The organism is Aeromonas sp. 19NY04SH05-1, assembly GCF_040581895.1.
Taxonomy (GTDB): domain Bacteria; phylum Pseudomonadota; class Gammaproteobacteria; order Enterobacterales; family Aeromonadaceae; genus Aeromonas; species Aeromonas enteropelogenes.
This window is the reverse complement of sequence record NZ_CP095328.1, coordinates 2,817,755-2,834,151: the sequence shown is the minus strand read 5'-3', so window position 1 is coordinate 2,834,151 and position 16,397 is coordinate 2,817,755. Positions and strand designations below refer to the sequence as shown.

15 protein-coding genes and 3 tRNA genes are annotated in these 16,397 nt (G+C 56.6%); all 18 read left to right on the top strand.

Annotated elements, in window-relative coordinates:
- Window positions 1-6: 6 nt before the first annotated feature.
- The 18 genes from MRK42_RS12935 to MRK42_RS12850 all read left to right on the top strand — a co-directional run bounded on the left by MRK42_RS12935 (window position 7) and on the right by MRK42_RS12850 (window position 16,380).
- A complete protein-coding gene (locus MRK42_RS12935; protein WP_338610314.1) occupies window positions 7-2,208 on the top strand; it encodes a DNA internalization-related competence protein ComEC/Rec2 in 2,202 nt (733 codons plus the stop codon).
- Window positions 2,209-2,311: 103 nt separating this feature from the next.
- Window positions 2,312-4,081 (top strand): lipid A ABC transporter ATP-binding protein/permease MsbA, encoded by a 1,770-nt coding sequence (gene msbA, locus MRK42_RS12930; protein WP_042028667.1) that lies wholly within the window; start codon window positions 2,312-2,314, stop codon window positions 4,079-4,081.
- Window positions 4,078-5,082, top strand: coding sequence for a tetraacyldisaccharide 4'-kinase (gene lpxK, locus MRK42_RS12925; RefSeq protein ID WP_338610311.1), 1,005 nt, complete (start codon window positions 4,078-4,080; stop codon window positions 5,080-5,082). The genes msbA and lpxK overlap by 4 nt, the downstream gene beginning before the upstream one ends.
- 128 nt (window positions 5,083-5,210) lie before the next feature.
- Entirely contained in the window at window positions 5,211-5,399 is a 189-nt protein-coding gene (locus MRK42_RS12920; RefSeq protein ID WP_026457119.1) for a Trm112 family protein, read from the top strand.
- A complete protein-coding gene (gene kdsB / locus MRK42_RS12915; RefSeq protein WP_338610309.1) occupies window positions 5,396-6,157 on the top strand; it encodes a 3-deoxy-manno-octulosonate cytidylyltransferase in 762 nt (253 codons plus the stop codon). The genes MRK42_RS12920 and kdsB overlap by 4 nt, the downstream gene beginning before the upstream one ends.
- Before the next feature lie 211 nt (window positions 6,158-6,368).
- Window positions 6,369-7,013 (top strand): UvrY/SirA/GacA family response regulator transcription factor, encoded by a 645-nt coding sequence (gene uvrY / locus MRK42_RS12910; protein ID WP_026457117.1) that lies wholly within the window; start codon window positions 6,369-6,371, stop codon window positions 7,011-7,013.
- Window positions 7,014-7,142: 129 nt separating this feature from the next.
- Window positions 7,143-8,996 (top strand): excinuclease ABC subunit UvrC, encoded by a 1,854-nt coding sequence (gene uvrC, locus MRK42_RS12905; protein ID WP_042069841.1) that lies wholly within the window; start codon window positions 7,143-7,145, stop codon window positions 8,994-8,996.
- Window positions 8,997-9,218: 222 nt separating this feature from the next.
- Window positions 9,219-9,773 carry a CDP-diacylglycerol--glycerol-3-phosphate 3-phosphatidyltransferase gene (gene pgsA, locus MRK42_RS12900; protein ID WP_224209881.1) on the top strand — a complete coding sequence of 185 codons (555 nt, stop codon included), beginning with the start codon at window positions 9,219-9,221 and terminating at the stop codon, window positions 9,771-9,773.
- Window positions 9,774-9,953: 180 nt separating this feature from the next.
- Window positions 9,954-10,029, top strand: a tRNA-Gly gene (locus tag MRK42_RS12895).
- Between the two features lie 34 nt (window positions 10,030-10,063).
- Window positions 10,064-10,137, top strand: a tRNA-Cys gene (locus MRK42_RS12890).
- Window positions 10,138-10,178: 41 nt separating this feature from the next.
- A tRNA-Leu gene (locus tag MRK42_RS12885) sits at window positions 10,179-10,265 on the top strand.
- A gap of 351 nt (window positions 10,266-10,616) precedes the next feature.
- Window positions 10,617-11,822 carry a site-specific integrase gene (locus tag MRK42_RS12880; RefSeq protein ID WP_103260397.1) on the top strand — a complete coding sequence of 402 codons (1,206 nt, stop codon included), beginning with the start codon at window positions 10,617-10,619 and terminating at the stop codon, window positions 11,820-11,822.
- Between the two features lie 147 nt (window positions 11,823-11,969).
- Window positions 11,970-12,326 (top strand): hypothetical protein, encoded by a 357-nt coding sequence (locus tag MRK42_RS12875; RefSeq protein WP_326510615.1) that lies wholly within the window; start codon window positions 11,970-11,972, stop codon window positions 12,324-12,326.
- Window positions 12,319-12,621: a DUF1232 domain-containing protein gene (locus tag MRK42_RS12870; RefSeq protein WP_025201450.1), complete on the top strand. Its 303-nt coding sequence runs from the start codon at window positions 12,319-12,321 to the stop codon at window positions 12,619-12,621. The genes MRK42_RS12875 and MRK42_RS12870 overlap by 8 nt, the downstream gene beginning before the upstream one ends.
- Before the next feature lie 122 nt (window positions 12,622-12,743).
- Window positions 12,744-13,349 carry a hypothetical protein gene (locus MRK42_RS12865; RefSeq protein ID WP_354688280.1) on the top strand — a complete coding sequence of 202 codons (606 nt, stop codon included), beginning with the start codon at window positions 12,744-12,746 and terminating at the stop codon, window positions 13,347-13,349.
- 62 nt (window positions 13,350-13,411) lie between these two features.
- On the top strand, window positions 13,412-13,831 hold the full coding sequence (locus MRK42_RS12860; RefSeq protein ID WP_354688279.1) for a DUF2787 family protein: 420 nt from the start codon (window positions 13,412-13,414) through the stop codon (window positions 13,829-13,831).
- A 759-nt stretch (window positions 13,832-14,590) separates the two neighbouring features.
- Entirely contained in the window at window positions 14,591-15,550 is a 960-nt protein-coding gene (locus MRK42_RS12855; RefSeq protein WP_263309398.1) for a hypothetical protein, read from the top strand.
- Between the two features lie 95 nt (window positions 15,551-15,645).
- Complete coding sequence (locus MRK42_RS12850) at window positions 15,646-16,380, top strand: hypothetical protein (RefSeq protein ID WP_354688278.1); 735 nt, start codon at window positions 15,646-15,648, stop codon at window positions 16,378-16,380.
- The last annotated feature ends 17 nt before the right edge of the window (window positions 16,381-16,397 follow it).

Sequence of the window (16,397 nt, the reverse complement as noted above, 5' to 3'; positions counted from 1 at the left end):
TGCTCCATGGATCTGCGTCTGTTGTCGTTTGCCCTGGGGGCAAGCTCCTCACTGCTCTGGCCATGGTTACCTTCACTCGCATGGGGGGGACTCTTGCTGTCCCTGCTGCTTCCCCTTGCATATTATCGAGCCTGGCGGCTGCTGTTTCTCCTGTTCGGCATCCTCTGGATGCAGGCCAATCTGTCGTATCGACTGGCCTGGCTGAACCTGCTGGGAGATCAGGCGAGCCACATCATAACCGCACAGCTGAAAAGTGCAGAGCCCGAGGGCGATAAATTTGTGCGCCTGCAGCTGCAGGTGGAACAACTCGACGGCCAACCGCTCTGGCCCGCGCCTCTGGTGAGAGTCAATGCCTACCAGGCGCTGCCTGCGTTGACAACAGGCAGCCGGCTGACCCTGGTCAGCTCCCTCAAACCGGCACATGGGCTTGCCAACGAGGCGGGGATGGACGGTCGTCGCCTGCTGCTGGGCAAGGGGATCACCGCCACCGGCAACTTGCGACGGATCATCGACATTCAGCCGATGCCACCGGGTTGGCGCGAACGCTGGCTGGCGGCGGCCGAGGCAAGTTGGCGCCCGCTCACCCATGGCCCCCTGCTGGCGGCGCTCACCTTTGGCGAGCAAGGCGGGATTACGGATGAGCAGTGGACCCTGTTTCGCGGCAGCGGCATCACCCACATCATCGCCATCTCGGGTCAGCACATCGCCCTGGTGGCCGTGCTGGGCTGGTGGCTTGGCCGCCTGTTCGGGCTGCGCGGTGCCATCCTCACGTCATTGCTGTTTGCGGCGATTTACAGCTGGCTGGCGGGCTTTGCGGTGGCGACCGAGCGGGCACTCATCATGGTGCTGGTGTGGAGCCTGCTGCGCTGGTGTCGGCGGGAGTGGCCCGCCTATCGCATCTGGTTGTGGGCCTTCGTGGTGCTGGTGTTGTGGGATCCCTTTGCCCTCTACTCGGCGGGGTTCTGGCTCTCGTTTCTGGCGGTGGCCATCTTGCTGCTGGTGGGCTATTGCCATGCCCGCCCCGGCCTTTGGCAGATCCAGCTTTGGTTGCTGCTCGGTCTGCTGCCCCTGCAGTTGGCACTGTTCGAAGGCATAGCGCCGCTCGCCATGGTGATCAACCTGCTGGCGGTGCCGCTCTTTTGCATCGCCATCATACCGCTGGCCCTGATCGGGGTGTTGCTTGCGCCGCCTGCTGCCCCATTGGCTTACGGGCTGTTCTGGCTGGCGGATCTTGGGCTCGAGTGGGTGCTGAGTCTGCTGGCCTGGCTGGCGGCCCGGTTGCAGCTATGGTGGCCGCTGCCCCACTGGTGGTTGCCCCTGTGCTCTCTGCTGCTCTTGCTCTGGGCGGGTTGGCGATGGCTGCCGGCCCGCTGGCTCTGGTTGCCCGGTGTACTGGCCATGGTGCTCGCGCTCTGGCCCACCGAGGCGCGCTGGCAGCTGCGGGTGCTGGACGTGGGACAGGGGCTGGCGGTGCTGATCAGCAAGGGGGAGCGGGCCATCCTCTATGACACGGGCGATCGCTACCCGGGCGGTTACAACATGGCGGATGCGGTGATCCTGCCCCAGCTGAGCCGGCTCGGGATCCGGGTCATCGATCGCCTCATCCTCAGCCACAAGGACAGGGATCATGCCGGTAACCGCCAACGATTGCTCACCACCCTGATAGTGCGCGGCGAGCTCTCTTCCCATCGGTTCGACGAACGAACGTCGCTTTGCCAGCGGGGTCAGCAGTGGCGCTGGCAGGGGCTCGATTTCTCTGTGCTCTGGCCAGAACATCCCGGGGGCGGGCGCAACAATGATGGCTGCGTGGTGCGTATCAGCGACGGCCAATCCAGCGTGCTGCTGAGCGCGGACATCGAACGCCAGGCGGAGCAGCGGCTGGTAGCGCTGGAAGGGGAGGGGCTTGCCAGCACCCTGCTGGTGAGTCCGCACCATGGCAGCCGCACCTCTTCCACGCCGCCCTTTGTCGCGGTGGTCGCCCCTCGCTACGTCGTGCACAGCGCAGGTTTCATGAACCAGTGGGGGTTTCCCCGCCCCGAGGTGGTGGCGCGCTATCGGGCCGCCCGCCAGTGGGTCACGGGGCTGCATGGGGCCATCCTGATCCAGCCGGAGGGAGGAGGCTTGATGGTCAGTGCCGAGCGCAGCCGGGGCCCTTGGTATCGGCGTGATGGCGCCTGGTGGCGACCCGGGCTCTGGCCTGCGCCCTGATCCGCTTTTTATCGTGCCAGGCCCTTTATCGAGATGGGGATGCTTGGTGGAAGCCCAAGCTTTGGCTAGAATAGCCCGTCATTTCCATTACTAACGGCTATTCATGCAACAAGAAACCTCACAAGAGAGCTGGCCTGTATTCAAACGCCTGCTCGGCTATGTTCGAGATCGCAAGCTGGGCCTCATTGGCGGCATCATCGGCATGCTGGGTTATGCCGCAGTCGATACCACCTTCGTCTACTCCATCAAGCCGCTTATCGATCAGGGGATCAATGGCAACGATGCCACCGTGCTGAAATGGATGCCCTTCTTCGTGCTCGGCATCGTCGCCCTGCGCGGTCTCGCCAACTTTCTCTCCAACTACTGCATGGCCTGGGTCGGCAACCACGTGGTGATGCGCCTGCAGCAGCAGGTATTCAACCACATGGTGGCGATGCCGATGAGCTTCTTCGACCGGCAGAACACCGGTCACCTGCTCTCCAAGGTGACCTATGATGCGAGCCAGGTCTCATCTGCGGCTAGCACCACGCTGGTGACGTTGGTGCGGGAAGGGGCGACCGTCATCGGTCTGCTCGGCCTGATGTTCTATCACTCCTGGCAGCTGTCGGTGATCTTCCTGGTAGTGGGGCCGCTGGTGGGCATCATCATCGGCCTCATCAGCCGTCGTTTTCGCAAGATCAGCCGCCACATCCAGCAGGCGGTCGGAGACATCACCACCTCCACCGAGCAGATGCTCAAGGGGCATAAAGAGGTGCTGATGTTCGGTGGCCAGAAGGTGGAGGAGAAACGCTTCTTCCAGGTCAGCAACAACATGCGCCAGCAGACCATGAAGATGGTGGCGGCGGATGCCATCGGCAGCCCCATCGTCCAGATGGTTGCTTCCATCGCCCTGGCCGCCTTCCTCTATGTGGCCACCATCGACAGCGTGCGCAGCGAGCTGACTGCCGGTACCTTTACCGTCATGATCACCTCCATGATGATGCTGCTCAAGCCGCTGAAAAGCCTGACCGACGTCAACAACCAGTTCCAGCGCGCCATCACCGCCTGCCACAGCCTGTTTGGCCTGCTCGATACCGAGCCGGAGCAGGATACCGGCACCCGTACTCTGGAGCGTGCCCGCGGCGAAATCGAGTTTCGCAACGTCACCTTTACCTATCCGACCAAGGACACTCCGGCGCTGCACAACGTCAGCTTCAAGGTGGAGGCGGGTAAATCCGTGGCCCTGGTGGGGCGCTCCGGCTCCGGCAAGAGCACCATTGCCAGCCTGCTGACCCGCTTCTATGACATCGAGCAGGGGGAGATCCTGCTGGACGGCATCAACATCCGCGAGTACCAACTGAGCGAGCTGCGCAAGCAGTACGCCCTGGTCTCCCAGCATGTGCACCTGTTCAACGACTCGGTGGCCAACAACATCGCCTACGCGGCGGAGGACCGCTACAGCAGCGACGAGATCCGCCAGGCGGCCCGCATTGCCCACGCCGACGAGTTTGTCAGCAAGATGCCGCAAGGGTATGACACTGTGGTCGGTGAGAACGGCGCGTCCCTCTCCGGCGGCCAGCGCCAGCGTATCGCCATCGCCCGCGCCCTGTTGCGCGATGCTCCGGTATTGCTGCTGGACGAAGCGACCTCGGCGCTGGACACCGAATCCGAGCGCCACATCCAGGCCGCCATCGACGAGCTGTGCAAGGCGCGCACTTCCCTGGTGATCGCCCACCGCCTCTCCACCATCGAGAAGGCGGACGAGATCCTGGTGATCGACGAGGGTCATATCGTCGAGCGCGGCAACCACGATGCCCTGATGGCCCAGCAAGGCACCTATGCCCAGCTGCGCGCCATCCAGTTTGGCAACCAAGCTGCGGGTCACAAGGAGTGATGGAGCAACTCTGGTATGGCAAAAGCGGTTGGCGCTGGTGGCTGGCTCCTTTTGCCCTGCTGTTTGCCATCATCAGCGGTGCCCGCCGCTACGCCTACCGACGGGGCTGGCGCAAGGCCTATCGGGCCGGCATTCCCGTCATCGTGGTGGGCAATATCTCGGTGGGGGGCAACGGCAAGACCCCGGTGGTGATCTGGCTGGTGGAACAGTTGCAGGCGCGCGGTTACAAGCCAGGGGTGGTGAGTCGCGGTTATGGCGGCAAGGCGCCCCATTACCCCTACCGGCTTGATGCTGCCAGCACCACGGCGCAGGCTGGCGATGAGCCTGTCCTGATTGCCCGGCGCTGTGGCTGCCCCGTGGTGGTGGCCCCCAAGCGGGCCGATGCGGTCAGGCTGCTCGAGCAAAGCGGCGAGGTGGACATCATCATCACCGACGATGGCCTGCAGCACTATGCGCTGGCCCGTGACATCGAGCTGGTGGTAGTGGATGGCGCGCGCCGATTTGGTAATCGCTGTCTGCTGCCGATGGGGCCGCTGCGCGAACCGGTGACTCGCTTGAAGCGTGTGGATGCCATCATCTGCAATGGTGGCGAGCCGGCCAAAGGGGAGTATCCCATGAGCCTGATCGCCGATGGGCCGAGGCGGGTGCGCGACGATGCCCCGCTTGCCGAGCCCCTGCCGCGCACCGTGGATGCCCTGGCGGGTATCGGCCATCCCCCCCGCTTCTTTGCGACCCTGACCGAGCTTGGCTATGAGTTGGCGCAGAGCGTCGGCTATGCGGATCACCATCCGTTTGATCGCGATGAACTTGTCGCCCGTTTTGGCCAACGCCCCCTGTTGATGACGGAAAAAGATGCGGTCAAGTGCCGCCCGTTTGCCCGGGACAACTGGTGGTATCTGCCGGTGAGCGCCCAACTGCCCGCCTCCTTGCTGGACACCTTGTTGCAAAAGCTGGCTCAGGCCAAGTCGGCCACTGTCGCTGCTGCCGGCGCCAGAGAATAAACGGCAGGCTTGCTCTGCCCCTGAAGGGATTATCACCTTGTCCGGCATCTTCCCTTGCCGGGCAAGGCGCTTGCTCGACACATTGTTTGCCGGGCCTATCTGCTCGACATTGTTGAAGGAGTATCGTTTTGGCATTGGATATCAAATTGCTCGACATCATCGCTTGCCCTGTCTGCAAGGGGAAACTGCAATACAACAAGGCTGTCCATGAGCTGGTCTGTCGCTTTGACAAGCTGGCTTATCCGCTGGAGGAGGGGATCCCCGTGCTGCTGGAAAACCGCGCCCGTCCCCTCAACAGCGACGAGCTGCCATCATGAGCTTCGTGGTCGTGATCCCTGCCCGCTACGCCTCGACCCGCTTGCCGGGCAAGCCGCTGGCGGATATCCATGGCAAGCCCATGGTGCAACATGTGGTGGAGAAGGCGCTGCAATCCGGCGCCGAGCGGGTGATCGTCGCCACCGATGACGAGCGGGTGGCACAGGCGCTGGCACCTGTCGCGGCAGGCATGGGCGCCGAAGTGTGCATGACCTCACCGGATCATCAGTCCGGTACCGAGCGTCTCGCCGAGGTGTGCCGCCACTACGGTTTTGCTGCCGATACCATCATCGTCAACGTACAGGGGGATGAGCCCCTCATCCCGCCCGCCATCATCCGTCAGGTGGCTGATAACCTGGCCGCCGCGACGGCGCCGATGGCGACTCTCTCTGTGCCCATCAAGGATGCGGAGGAGGCATTCAACCCCAATGCGGTCAAGGTGGTCACCGACAAGGATGGCTACGCCCTCTACTTCAGCCGGGCCAGCATTCCCTGGGATCGGGACCGTTTTGCCCAAAGCCACGAGCAGATTGGCCCGCACTATCAGCGCCACATCGGCATCTACGCCTATCGTGCCGGTTTCATCCAGCGTTATGTGGACTGGGTGCCGAGTGCACTGGAGCAGGTAGAAGCGCTGGAGCAGCTGCGGGTGCTCTGGTACGGCGAGAAGATCCACGTCGCCCAGGCCCTCGAGGCGCCGCCGGTCGGGGTGGATACCCCGGCGGATCTGGAGAAGGTGCGTGCTTTCCTGGCCAGCTGAATGCATTGCCAGCAAAATGGAAAAACGGTGTCGCGAGACACCGTTTTTTGTTTTGATTATTTATATAATTATTTGATTTAAAACGTCATTAATGCACATTCTCAAACTTTTGGTCTGCGTAGTTTGCCAAAGCGACGAGTTTGGTTATGATGCAAGACGCCCTGTTAACCCTAACCGGGCGGCAATAACGAGATAAGAACGGGGTGTTTGGGTGATAAATGTATTCCTGGTCGATGATCATGAGCTGGTGCGTACAGGGATAAGACGCATTCTGGAAGATGTACGCGGGATCAAGGTGGTGGGCGAGGCACAGAGCGGGGAAACCGCGGTGGCATTTTGTCGTCAGCACCATCCGGATGTGATCCTGATGGACATGAACATGCCGGGTATTGGCGGCCTGGAGGCGACCCGCAAGATCCTGCGGATCCGCCCCGATGTGCGCATCATAGTGCTGACCATTCATTCAGAAAATCCGTTCCCCACCAAGGTGATGCAGGCGGGGGCCGCCGGTTATCTGACCAAGGGGGCCGCACCTGACGAGATGATCCAAGCGATCCGGCTGGTGCACTCGGGCCAGCGCTACATCTCCCCGGAGATCGCCCAGCAGATGGCCCTCAGCCAGTTTGCCTCGGCGGACGAGAACCCCTTCAAGTCCCTCTCCGAGCGGGAGCTGCAGATCATGATGATGATCACCAAGGGGCAGAAGGTGACCGATATCTCAGAACAGCTGAATCTGAGCCCGAAGACGGTCAACAGCTACCGCTACCGACTGTTCAGCAAGCTGGGCATCAATGGCGATGTGGAGCTGACCCATCTGGCCATTCGCTACGGTATGCTGGATGCCGATACCCTGTAACCGGGTCATGTGTGGTCACAAAGGCGGCGTGTGCCGCCTTTTTGCTTTTTGCCGCCCTGGCGCAGTATGCTCTCCCCGTTGATGTTCACTGCACCTGTTTTCGCCCCTTTGTATTGAGTCGAGTCGCCGATGTCCCTATCTTCCGAGCCCCTCTTTGACAGCAAGGCCTTCTTGCGCGCAGTGACCCACCAGAGCGGCGTCTATCGCATGTATGACAGCGGTGGCACCGTCATCTATGTGGGCAAGGCCAAGGATCTGAAAAAGCGGCTTGCCTCCTACTTTCGGGCCAACGTCGACAGCATCAAGACCCGCACCCTGGTGCGCCAGATCGCCGATATTCAGGTGACGGTGACCCACACCGAGACCGAGGCACTGATCCTCGAGCACAACCTCATCAAGCAGTACCAGCCGCGCTACAACGTGCTGCTGCGCGATGACAAATCCTATCCCTGGATCATCATCACTGCCCATCAGCACCCGCGCATCGGGGTTCATCGTGGTGCTCGCAAGGTGAAGGGGGACTATTTCGGTCCTTACCCCTCCGGCGGGGCGGTGCGCGAGAGCCTGCACCTGATGCAGAAGATCTTCCCGGTACGCCAGTGCGAAGATGCCGTCTATGCCAACCGCACCCGTCCCTGCCTGCTCTACCAGCTCAAACGCTGCGCCGGACCCTGTGTGCCCGGACTGGTGAGTGAGGCCGAATATGCCCAACAGGTGGAGCTGGCCAAGTTGTTTTTGGCGGGCAAGAACCAGCAGGTGATAGGCGAGCTGGTAGGCAAGATGGAGTCCGCCAGCGGCGATCTGCGCTTCGAGGAGGCCGCCCGCTACCGGGATCAGATCCAGGCGCTGCGCCGGGTCACCGAGCAGCAATCTGTGAGCGGCAACGTGCTGGACGAGCTCGATGTGGTGGGGGTCGCCTTCGAGCAGGGGTCGGCCTGTATCCACGTGCTCTTCATCCGTCAGGGCAAGGTGCTGGGCTCGCGCAGTTATTTCCCCAAGGTGCCGGGGGATACGCCGCAAGAGGAAGTGGTGCAGGCCTTCTTGCTGCAGTTTTATCTGTCGGGGCAGGGGGGACGGCAGATCCCGAGCGAGGTATTGCTGGATGTGGCCCTTGAGGACGAGGCGCTGATCGCCGAGACCTTAAGCCAGACTGCTGGCTACAAGGTGCGGGTGGTGAGCCGTACCCGCGCCGAGCGGGCCCGCTTCATCAAGCTGGCCGCCATTAATGCCGAGACGGCCCTGCGCTCGCGCCTGGCCCACAAGAGCACCATCACTGCCCGCTTCAGCCAGCTGGAGGAACTGCTGGAGCTGGAGGCCCCCATAGCCCGCATGGAGTGCTTCGATATCTCTCACACCATGGGGGAGCGCACCGTCGCTTCTTGTGTGGTATTCAACCGGGAGGGGCCCCTCTCTTCTGAATATCGCCGCTTCAATATCGACGGCATCACGGGTGGGGATGACTATGCCGCCATGGAGCAGGCGCTGGAGCGCCGCTTTGGCAAGCCTCAGGAGCCGGACAAGGTGCCCGACATCCTCTTTATCGACGGCGGCCTCGGCCAGTTGCGCCGCGCCGAGGAGATCCTGGCTCGCCAGCTGGAGTTTCTCGGTGGCAAATACCCCTTGCTGGTGGGTATCGCCAAGGGGGTGACCCGCAAGGCAGGGCTGGAGACCCTGATCATGGGGGAGAGCCACGAAGAGCTGCACCTGCCGGCGGATATGCCTGCTCTGCATCTCATCCAGCATATTCGCGATGAATCCCACCGTTTTGCCATCACCGGGCACCGCGCTCGCCGCGCCAAGGCCCGCACCAGCAGCAGCCTGGAGGATATTCCCGGCGTCGGGCCCAAGCGCCGTCAGGCGCTGCTCAAATACCTGGGGGGATTGCAGGAGGTGAAACGGGCGAGCGTTGATGAGCTGGCCAAGGTGCCCGGCATCAGCCAGGAGCTGGCCCAGACCATTCATGATGGCTTGCACTCAGCCTGAGCCTTGAATGAAGCCGCTTATTCGACGGGGCCGACAGCCGGGGAAAATCGCTAACTCCTTGATGCACAAGAGCCGTGACGAAGAGGGGGCGTAAATGCCATAATGACCCCGCATTTCGTGAAGATTGCTGGGTTAACAAGACCAGGACGGGCGCCGCCGCGGTTGCATCGCAAATCGGCTTTGGCGCACTATGTAGCGACGTACAAGAAGTGGCTGAAAATAATGACAAACATACCTAACCTGTTGACGTTTTTCCGGATTTTGCTCATCCCCGTCTTCGTCATCATGTTCTATCTTCCCTACCAGTGGTCCTATCTGGCTGCGGCCATCGTCTTCATCCTGGCGGCCGCCACCGACTGGTTTGATGGTTACCTCGCCCGCAAGCTCAATCAGTCCACTGCCTTTGGTGCTTTTCTTGATCCGGTCGCCGACAAGATCATGGTTGCCGCTGCTCTGGTGGTGATTGTCGAGCATTACAACACTATCTGGGTGACCATCCCCGCCATGACCATGATTGGTCGGGAGATCATCATCTCCGCCCTGCGTGAATGGATGGCGGAGCTGGGCAAACGTTCTGCCGTCGCGGTCAGCTGGATTGGCAAGTGGAAGACCATGATCCAGATGGTGTCGCTCACCGGTCTTATCTGGCAGTACAACGTCTGGATGGTGTGGCTCGCCTATGTGCTGCTATATGTCGCCACCGTGCTTACCTTCTGGTCCATGTTCCAGTACATGAAGGCCGCCTGGGGTGATCTGACCCATCACTCCAAATTTTGAGTCGGTGAGATGGAATGTGCGCTTTCTGGCAATTTGATGGAAGAAATTGGCAAAGGCGCTAAAACTGCTCAAAAAGGGCAAAAAATGCCCGAACGATCAGTTAATTAAATATTTCTGGTTGACTGAGCGAGGAACATCGCTAGAATGCGTCTTCGTAGTCAGGCAGTCAGCCAGACCATTGCGGGAATAGCTCAGTTGGTAGAGCACGACCTTGCCAAGGTCGGGGTCGCGAGTTCGAGTCTCGTTTCCCGCTCCAAATTAAGACGATAGAGAGTTTCTCTCTTTTGCATGGCGCGTTAGCAAAGCGGTTATGCAGCGGATTGCAAATCCGTTTAGTCCGGTTCGACTCCGGAACGTGCCTCCATATTGACAAGCCCGCGACGCGGACTTGATACCGATTGCGGTGCCCGAGTGGTGAAATCGGTAGACACAAGGGATTTAAAATCCCTCGACGTTCGCGTCGTGCCGGTTCGATTCCGGCCTCGGGCACCATTAAGATTAAAGAAAAAAGCCTTTCAGATTAAACAGATACGACGCTTCATTGCGTCGTTTTTGTTTTTACCCCTCTCCAAGATTTCTCTCCAATTTTTCCTTTCTTGTCCATTTCTTGTCTAAGCGACTTACTACTTCCTGCAATTCGTTGCGAACAACCTGCTCAGTCTTCCAACATAGCCAAGGACGTTTGGTAGGCTACTGCTCCGGACTTTTCCGGGGTCTGTTTCTGGTGCTGAAGCAAGTGCCGCTCACCGTTACCCCTTCCTCTTCCCCCCCTCCTAAACCCGCATTGAATCCCTTTTGAAACAGATATTAATCCCATGATCTAACCCATCATCGGAGGTATCTATGCAGACCAAATTTCGCTTTACCAATGCAGCCATCAAGGCTTTGCCCGCACAACAACGAGAGGCTGGCGCTACTGAACTGGAGTTCTCCGATACAGAGGTCATCGGCTTAAAGCTCTTGTCAGGAAAAAGCCAAGGCAGTAAGCGTTTCCTACTGCGCTATACCCTCCAAGGTAAGAAGCGCAGCATTGCTTTGGGACGATTCGGCGATATCGACGTGAGCCAGGCCAGGACCATTGCCCGCAAGTACAAGGCGATGCTGGCAGAAGGCATCGACCCGGTAGCAGAGCGGGATAGCTACAAAACTGAGCCCACCCTTTCGGAGTTCTTCTGGCAGACCTTTTTGCCACACCTCAAGACCATCGGTAAACGCTCGATCAACAGCGACATTCAGCGGTTTAAACACAACATAGAACCACGCTTTGGGGCCATGCGTTACCGGCAACTCAAGGCGATGGATGTCCTGCAGTTGCAATCGGAGATGGTTCACCCCAACAATCCTCAGCAGACCGCCTACGCACCGAGTACCGCCAACCGGGTGTTGGCCCAGTTAAAGACCATGGGCAGCTATGCGGTGCGCTGGGGCATTCTGGACACTAATGAGGCGGCCAAGATCAAGCTGTTGAAGGAGGACAATGCCAGGACGCGTTTCCTATCAATTGAAGAGATGAAACGGGTCATTGAGGTGGCATTGCAGGACCGCAATCAAGCCGCAGGCAGTTTCATCGCGATGCTCTATCTGACGGGGGCAAGAAAATCAGAGGTGTTACTCGCTAAATGGGAGCATGTGAACTGGGAGGATAAGACGCTGTTCGTACCCCTGACCAAGAATGGCAAGAGCCGGATCATTTACCTGAGCACATTGGCTATCGATATTCTGGAGAAGCTCCCCAGAATAGCCGGTAATCCCTATGTGTTCGCGAGTCAGCACATTCGCTGTCAGGGCAAGCCCATCGGTGAACCAAGGTGCGCCTATGAGAGGGTGTTGCAGAAAGCGGGTATCGAAAACCTTGATGAGGTCTGCTTCCATACGGCTCGCCATTCTGTCGCCAGTGCCTTGGTCTCTTCCGGTCAATACAGCCTGTATGACGTCAAGGCACAGCTGGCCCACGCCAGCATTCAATCCTCCCAGCGGTATGCCAAGCTGACCTCTGAGCGTAGTCGCAATATCAGCGAAGGTCTCTCGTCTATGATCCAGGCGGAGTGACCGAAAAGGTATTGTTTATAAACAGATATTAATAACCAGACAGCGCTGTCACATCGGCTGTTGGTCCACATTTCACAGTTCCCAGGCCCTTAAGTTCATCTGAGCTTAAGGGCCTTTTTGTTGGAGAGAAAAACGATGAAAACTTGTATGGAATGGCCGGAGGATACATTGCTCGCGGCCTACCCGGCACTCCATGTCTCGGTCATGGAGCAAATTATCGAGCCCTTTTCATCAGTAGAGGAGGCGAGGGCATTCTGGGACGCGACCGGTTGTAGTCTGGTCATTATCGAGATGACGGACTCGGTGAGTGAGTTCCAGGCCATGCCACAGCATACCCAGAATCAGGTGATGTTCGGTTTGCGTTACCCGGAGCAAGAGCTCGCCATATCCGAAGATTGGCGTCTGTTGTTGGCCATCCTCAACGATGAGGGGGCGGGGATATACCTGCTGATCCACTCAGATGCACCGCTGCTTCCCACCCTGGAGGCGATGCACCATGAGTAACCCCAGCCATAGCGACATCATGCGCAAGTTAAAAGAGATCAAGGGGATTAAGGAGCTGTTGGAGAAGGCTGTGCTCTTGTATGTCCTGCTCACGGATGGCGATCTGCCGGTCTGGTGCTATGCGCTCATCATCGGTGCGCTGGCTTATCTGGTAAACCCGTTCGACGTGGTACCAGATCCCATTCCATTTGCCGGTTATCTGGATGACTTATCGGTCATCACCTCGGCATTAGCTGCACTGCCGGTTAAGTCGCACCACCGTCAATCCGCCAAGGACCGAATGAGATCACTGTGACAGTGATGGAGTCGGTCCTGCCACGCTATCGCGTTTTCTATGACCCTTTATCTATGACCCATCTACCGATGAACTGGAGATCGCAATCTCCGGTTATCTAACGACGTTGTAAGGAAACTATCATGGCAAGACCCCGTAAACACCGCGTTGAAGAGACCCCTAAACCCGCCAGCACCACGCCAGCCGACGAGAGCCCTCTCACATCTGGAGCAAGCGGCTGCGCCGACCCCCTCTCGCCAGCCCTTGCGGCTGACGCCGACAAGGCCAGGCCTGGACCCGGCGATACCGCAGACTCCGTGCCCGGCGGCCCAGCCCCCATACTCACCTTGCTCAACCATACCGCCGAGAAACTCAGTGCTCGATCAGAAGGCTTGATTTTCTATGCCATCGGGCGTCATGAAGAGAGTGGCGAGTTGTTCCTGAAAATCACCGGCAATCAGGGTGGGGGTCTGCATAGCAAGGAGTGGATTGCGCTGTCGGCCATTGACGAGGTGTTGCGCTCCTTGCCCGCAGACAAGCCCTTTAAATCCAGCGTCATGAAGCGACTGTTTAAAGGTGGCAGTGCCAACAATGCCGGATTCTTATCAGCCATTCTGCGCTCGGACGGACTGAAGTTGATCCAGAAGGCTGACGGCAATCCGATGCTGCATGAACTGGTGCCTGATTACCTTGAGCGCTTGGGTTCGCTAACCAATGAGCTCTGTACCGTAACTTCTACCATCGAATAACCCCTGCATAGTGCTCACCTGCCCAAGGGTGAGCCCCCCCAAACAACCAATCTGAGGTGATTATGACGATCCCATTTGCGGGCGATTTTGCCCTGCCTGTCAGTCAGGCATTGATGAGTATTCTGGATCAGGAACTGGTTAGATCTGGAATAGTGCTGAAGGGAAAATCCAGCCTGGTCTTCAACTTCCGAGACCCGGATTACGGCCCGGTTCGTGGCGGGTTTCATCCGGTAGAAATACGGCTGCTAAAGCGTAAAGACCAGTGGCAGTTCGATTACGTGACGGACTTTAGCTATCAGGGGCCGGAGGATATGGCGGAGCTGGTCAAAGAGATCGACTTCAACTTTTTGAGCGAAGAATACTACCTGCTCCGTTACGGCCAGATGGGACCCGCGTCGGCCAGGGAGCTCTATACGATGTGGGAGTCGAACTTCGTCAGTTACTACCAGATGGGCGTGTTTACCGTCTCAGTGGCTGCGTAACCGTCGCACCGGACAGGAGAGGAACAGGAATCAGCGGCGGTTTGGTTCTGGCAGCGGTGCTGCTGTGTTTACCTTTCCATGCGGGGCAAAGAGCCATGGACTAACCCAACACGAAACCGGTCAGCGGCTCAGTAGGTTAGTCCATCCTTCGGTTGTTACGGGGGTTCATCTACCTCACCAGAACAACAAAACAAGTATCCCCCGGTCTGTGGCTGGGAGGCTTGTTTTTTGTTATCAGCGAGGAGGGAGAAAGACAGATATTTGTGTATCCCCAATGGCGTTATTCCACCAAGCCTGAAACCGGCTGGCGCTCTGGGTTTTTTGATACGCGCTTGTACGCAACAGGCTCAATTTGCGCAGCACAGAACTGCCGCCGTCGAGTAATCGCTCATTTTGTGATGATGGCAAATGTTAAATGTTTCAATCCGCTGGTATGGTAGGGCTCTTATGCATCATCAAGCGACTGACCACGAGCATCGGGTTTGAGCAATCTGGTAGCGACAGCCAGGGGCGGTAGCGTCTCTGTCCCGAGTAGAGCTCGTGCTGGATAGGTCGGAAAGGCGCTGTGTTCGCCCGGTTAGATATAGAGGAAACGCTACCATTTATCCTACAGTCAATGCGGGAAACTTTGCGGTAACGTATTGAAAAATGATAATAATATTGATGTGATACAAGGAAATAGTCAGGGTATGTGGAACAGCCACATGTTTCTATGCGGAAACATTCCGTATAATAAATTGTTAACTCTCAGGAGAGGAAATGAGCATTATTCAAAATGCGATCGATTCAATCCAAATTGGGGTTGAAGATTTTGAAAGTGATGATGATAGGCGCAGCGTTTCTGCTGTAAGAAACATAGCAGCTGGTATTTTATTGCTTTACAAAGAAAAACTCTGCCAATTGTCCCCAGATGACAATAAAGAATTGCTAATTAAGCAAAACATTAGACCTGTAAAAAATGAAGAAGGCGAAATAGTTTTTGAGGGCAAAGGCCACAAGACGGTTGATGTTCAATCTATAAAGGAAAGGTTCAGTAGCTTGAAAGTCGCAGTAGACTGGAATCGATTCGATGAAATTAACAAATTAAGAAACGATTTGGAGCACTACTATACATCTGAATCTCCTGATGCTGTGCGTGAAATCGTAGCCAAGTCGTTTCTATTAATTAGGGATTTTCTATCAGAGCACTTAGATCAAGATCCTCAAGAAGCTTTGGGTCAAGATTGCTGGTCAACTTTACTTGAAGTGAGTGATGTTTATTCGGCAGAAGAGATAGCCTGTAAAGCGACGATTGATGCAATCGACTGGAAATATCATTCAGTTGAAGTGGCGCTAAAGAATCTTCGATGCAACCAATGCCATTCTTCATTGATACAAGCACCGTATTCTGATGACAACTATCCGACGATTAATCTACATTGCAAGTCATGTGGAAACGATTTCTGTTTTGATGATGTTCTTGAGCAATGTATAGATGATTCGTTGGCTGGAGAAGCAATTAGAAATGCAATGGATGGCGGTGATTCTCCTTATGATACCTGCCATGAGTGCGGGAAAAGCACTTTCATTCATGAAGAGGGTTGTTGTGTGGCATGTGACTATGAGATGGAATACACCAACTGTGAAATGTGCGAAGAACCATTAGGTCTAGAAGATCAATACAATGAAGGAAAATGCAGTTACTGCCAGTATAAATGGGAAAAAATCATGGCAGAATGAGCTAACAAAGCGCTGTTGTCGGACTGGTTTTCCGCTGCGTTCCAAACCAGCCGCAAAGCACGGCGTTAAGCGCCAAAACCATAAGTCGAGGAAATATGATGAACTACAACTCCCAGTTGATTCTTGAATTAAAAAGAAGAATTGAAGAAGACTTTACATCTAGTAACTGGGAGGAAGTTGGGCTTATTACCGACTGTTCTCATATCATATCTGGCCATCCTAGACTTCTTAGAAGCCTAAGCTTTGGTGATGAAGACTACGGTGGCAACATAATTAACGTCTTGCGCGCAATGTCTGACTTCAATCCAGATGCATTGGCAGTTGTAAAAGAATTCCTAGACCGATGGTATCCAGACCAGAATATTACCTATATTTCGGCAAAACCAGCAGAAAGAAAAATTACATTTTCACCAAGCGTTTTCTCCATCCCAGATGGCGGTGTAGAAGATGATTTGGTAGCCGTAATGATGCCATTTGCAGGTTTTGATGGAGTTTATCAATCAATTAAAAATGCCTGTAACAATTCAGGGCTTAGATGTTTGCGCGCAGATGACATCTGGGACAATTCTTCAATAATTCAAGATATTTTCAGCTTAATATATCGAGCAAAAATTATCATAGTGGATTTCTCAGGCAAGAACCCAAATGTTATGTATGAAACTGGAATTGCTCACACCTTAGGAAAAGTAGTGGTGCCATTAGCTCAAGTAGTGCAGGACATTCCCTCAGACATGGTTCACCACAGAGCATTGATCTACTTAAAAAATGGGGAAGGCTTGCAGGCACTAGAAACGGAGCTTGCAAAGAAACTGCGCACTATTGTCGCTTAACAAGGCGCTCAAATCGC

What these genes read in the sequence shown, in the direction of transcription:
- MRK42_RS12935 (WP_338610314.1), top strand. Translation starts at nt 7, where the DNA reads ATGGATCTGCGTCTGTTGTCGTTTGCCCTGGGGGCAAGCTCCTCACTG.
- msbA (WP_042028667.1), top strand. Translation starts at nt 2,312, where the DNA reads ATGCAACAAGAAACCTCACAAGAGAGCTGGCCTGTATTCAAACGCCTG.
- kdsB (WP_338610309.1), top strand. Translation starts at nt 5,396, where the DNA reads ATGAGCTTCGTGGTCGTGATCCCTGCCCGCTACGCCTCGACCCGCTTG.
- uvrC (WP_042069841.1), top strand. Translation starts at nt 7,143, where the DNA reads ATGTCCCTATCTTCCGAGCCCCTCTTTGACAGCAAGGCCTTCTTGCGC.
- pgsA (WP_224209881.1), top strand. Translation starts at nt 9,219, where the DNA reads ATGACAAACATACCTAACCTGTTGACGTTTTTCCGGATTTTGCTCATC.
- MRK42_RS12880 (WP_103260397.1), top strand. Translation starts at nt 10,617, where the DNA reads ATGCAGACCAAATTTCGCTTTACCAATGCAGCCATCAAGGCTTTGCCC.
- MRK42_RS12875 (WP_326510615.1), top strand. Translation starts at nt 11,970, where the DNA reads ATGGAATGGCCGGAGGATACATTGCTCGCGGCCTACCCGGCACTCCAT.
- MRK42_RS12870 (WP_025201450.1), top strand. Translation starts at nt 12,319, where the DNA reads ATGAGTAACCCCAGCCATAGCGACATCATGCGCAAGTTAAAAGAGATC.
- MRK42_RS12865 (WP_354688280.1), top strand. Translation starts at nt 12,744, where the DNA reads ATGGCAAGACCCCGTAAACACCGCGTTGAAGAGACCCCTAAACCCGCC.
- MRK42_RS12860 (WP_354688279.1), top strand. Translation starts at nt 13,412, where the DNA reads ATGACGATCCCATTTGCGGGCGATTTTGCCCTGCCTGTCAGTCAGGCA.
- MRK42_RS12855 (WP_263309398.1), top strand. Translation starts at nt 14,591, where the DNA reads ATGAGCATTATTCAAAATGCGATCGATTCAATCCAAATTGGGGTTGAA.
- MRK42_RS12850 (WP_354688278.1), top strand. Translation starts at nt 15,646, where the DNA reads ATGATGAACTACAACTCCCAGTTGATTCTTGAATTAAAAAGAAGAATT.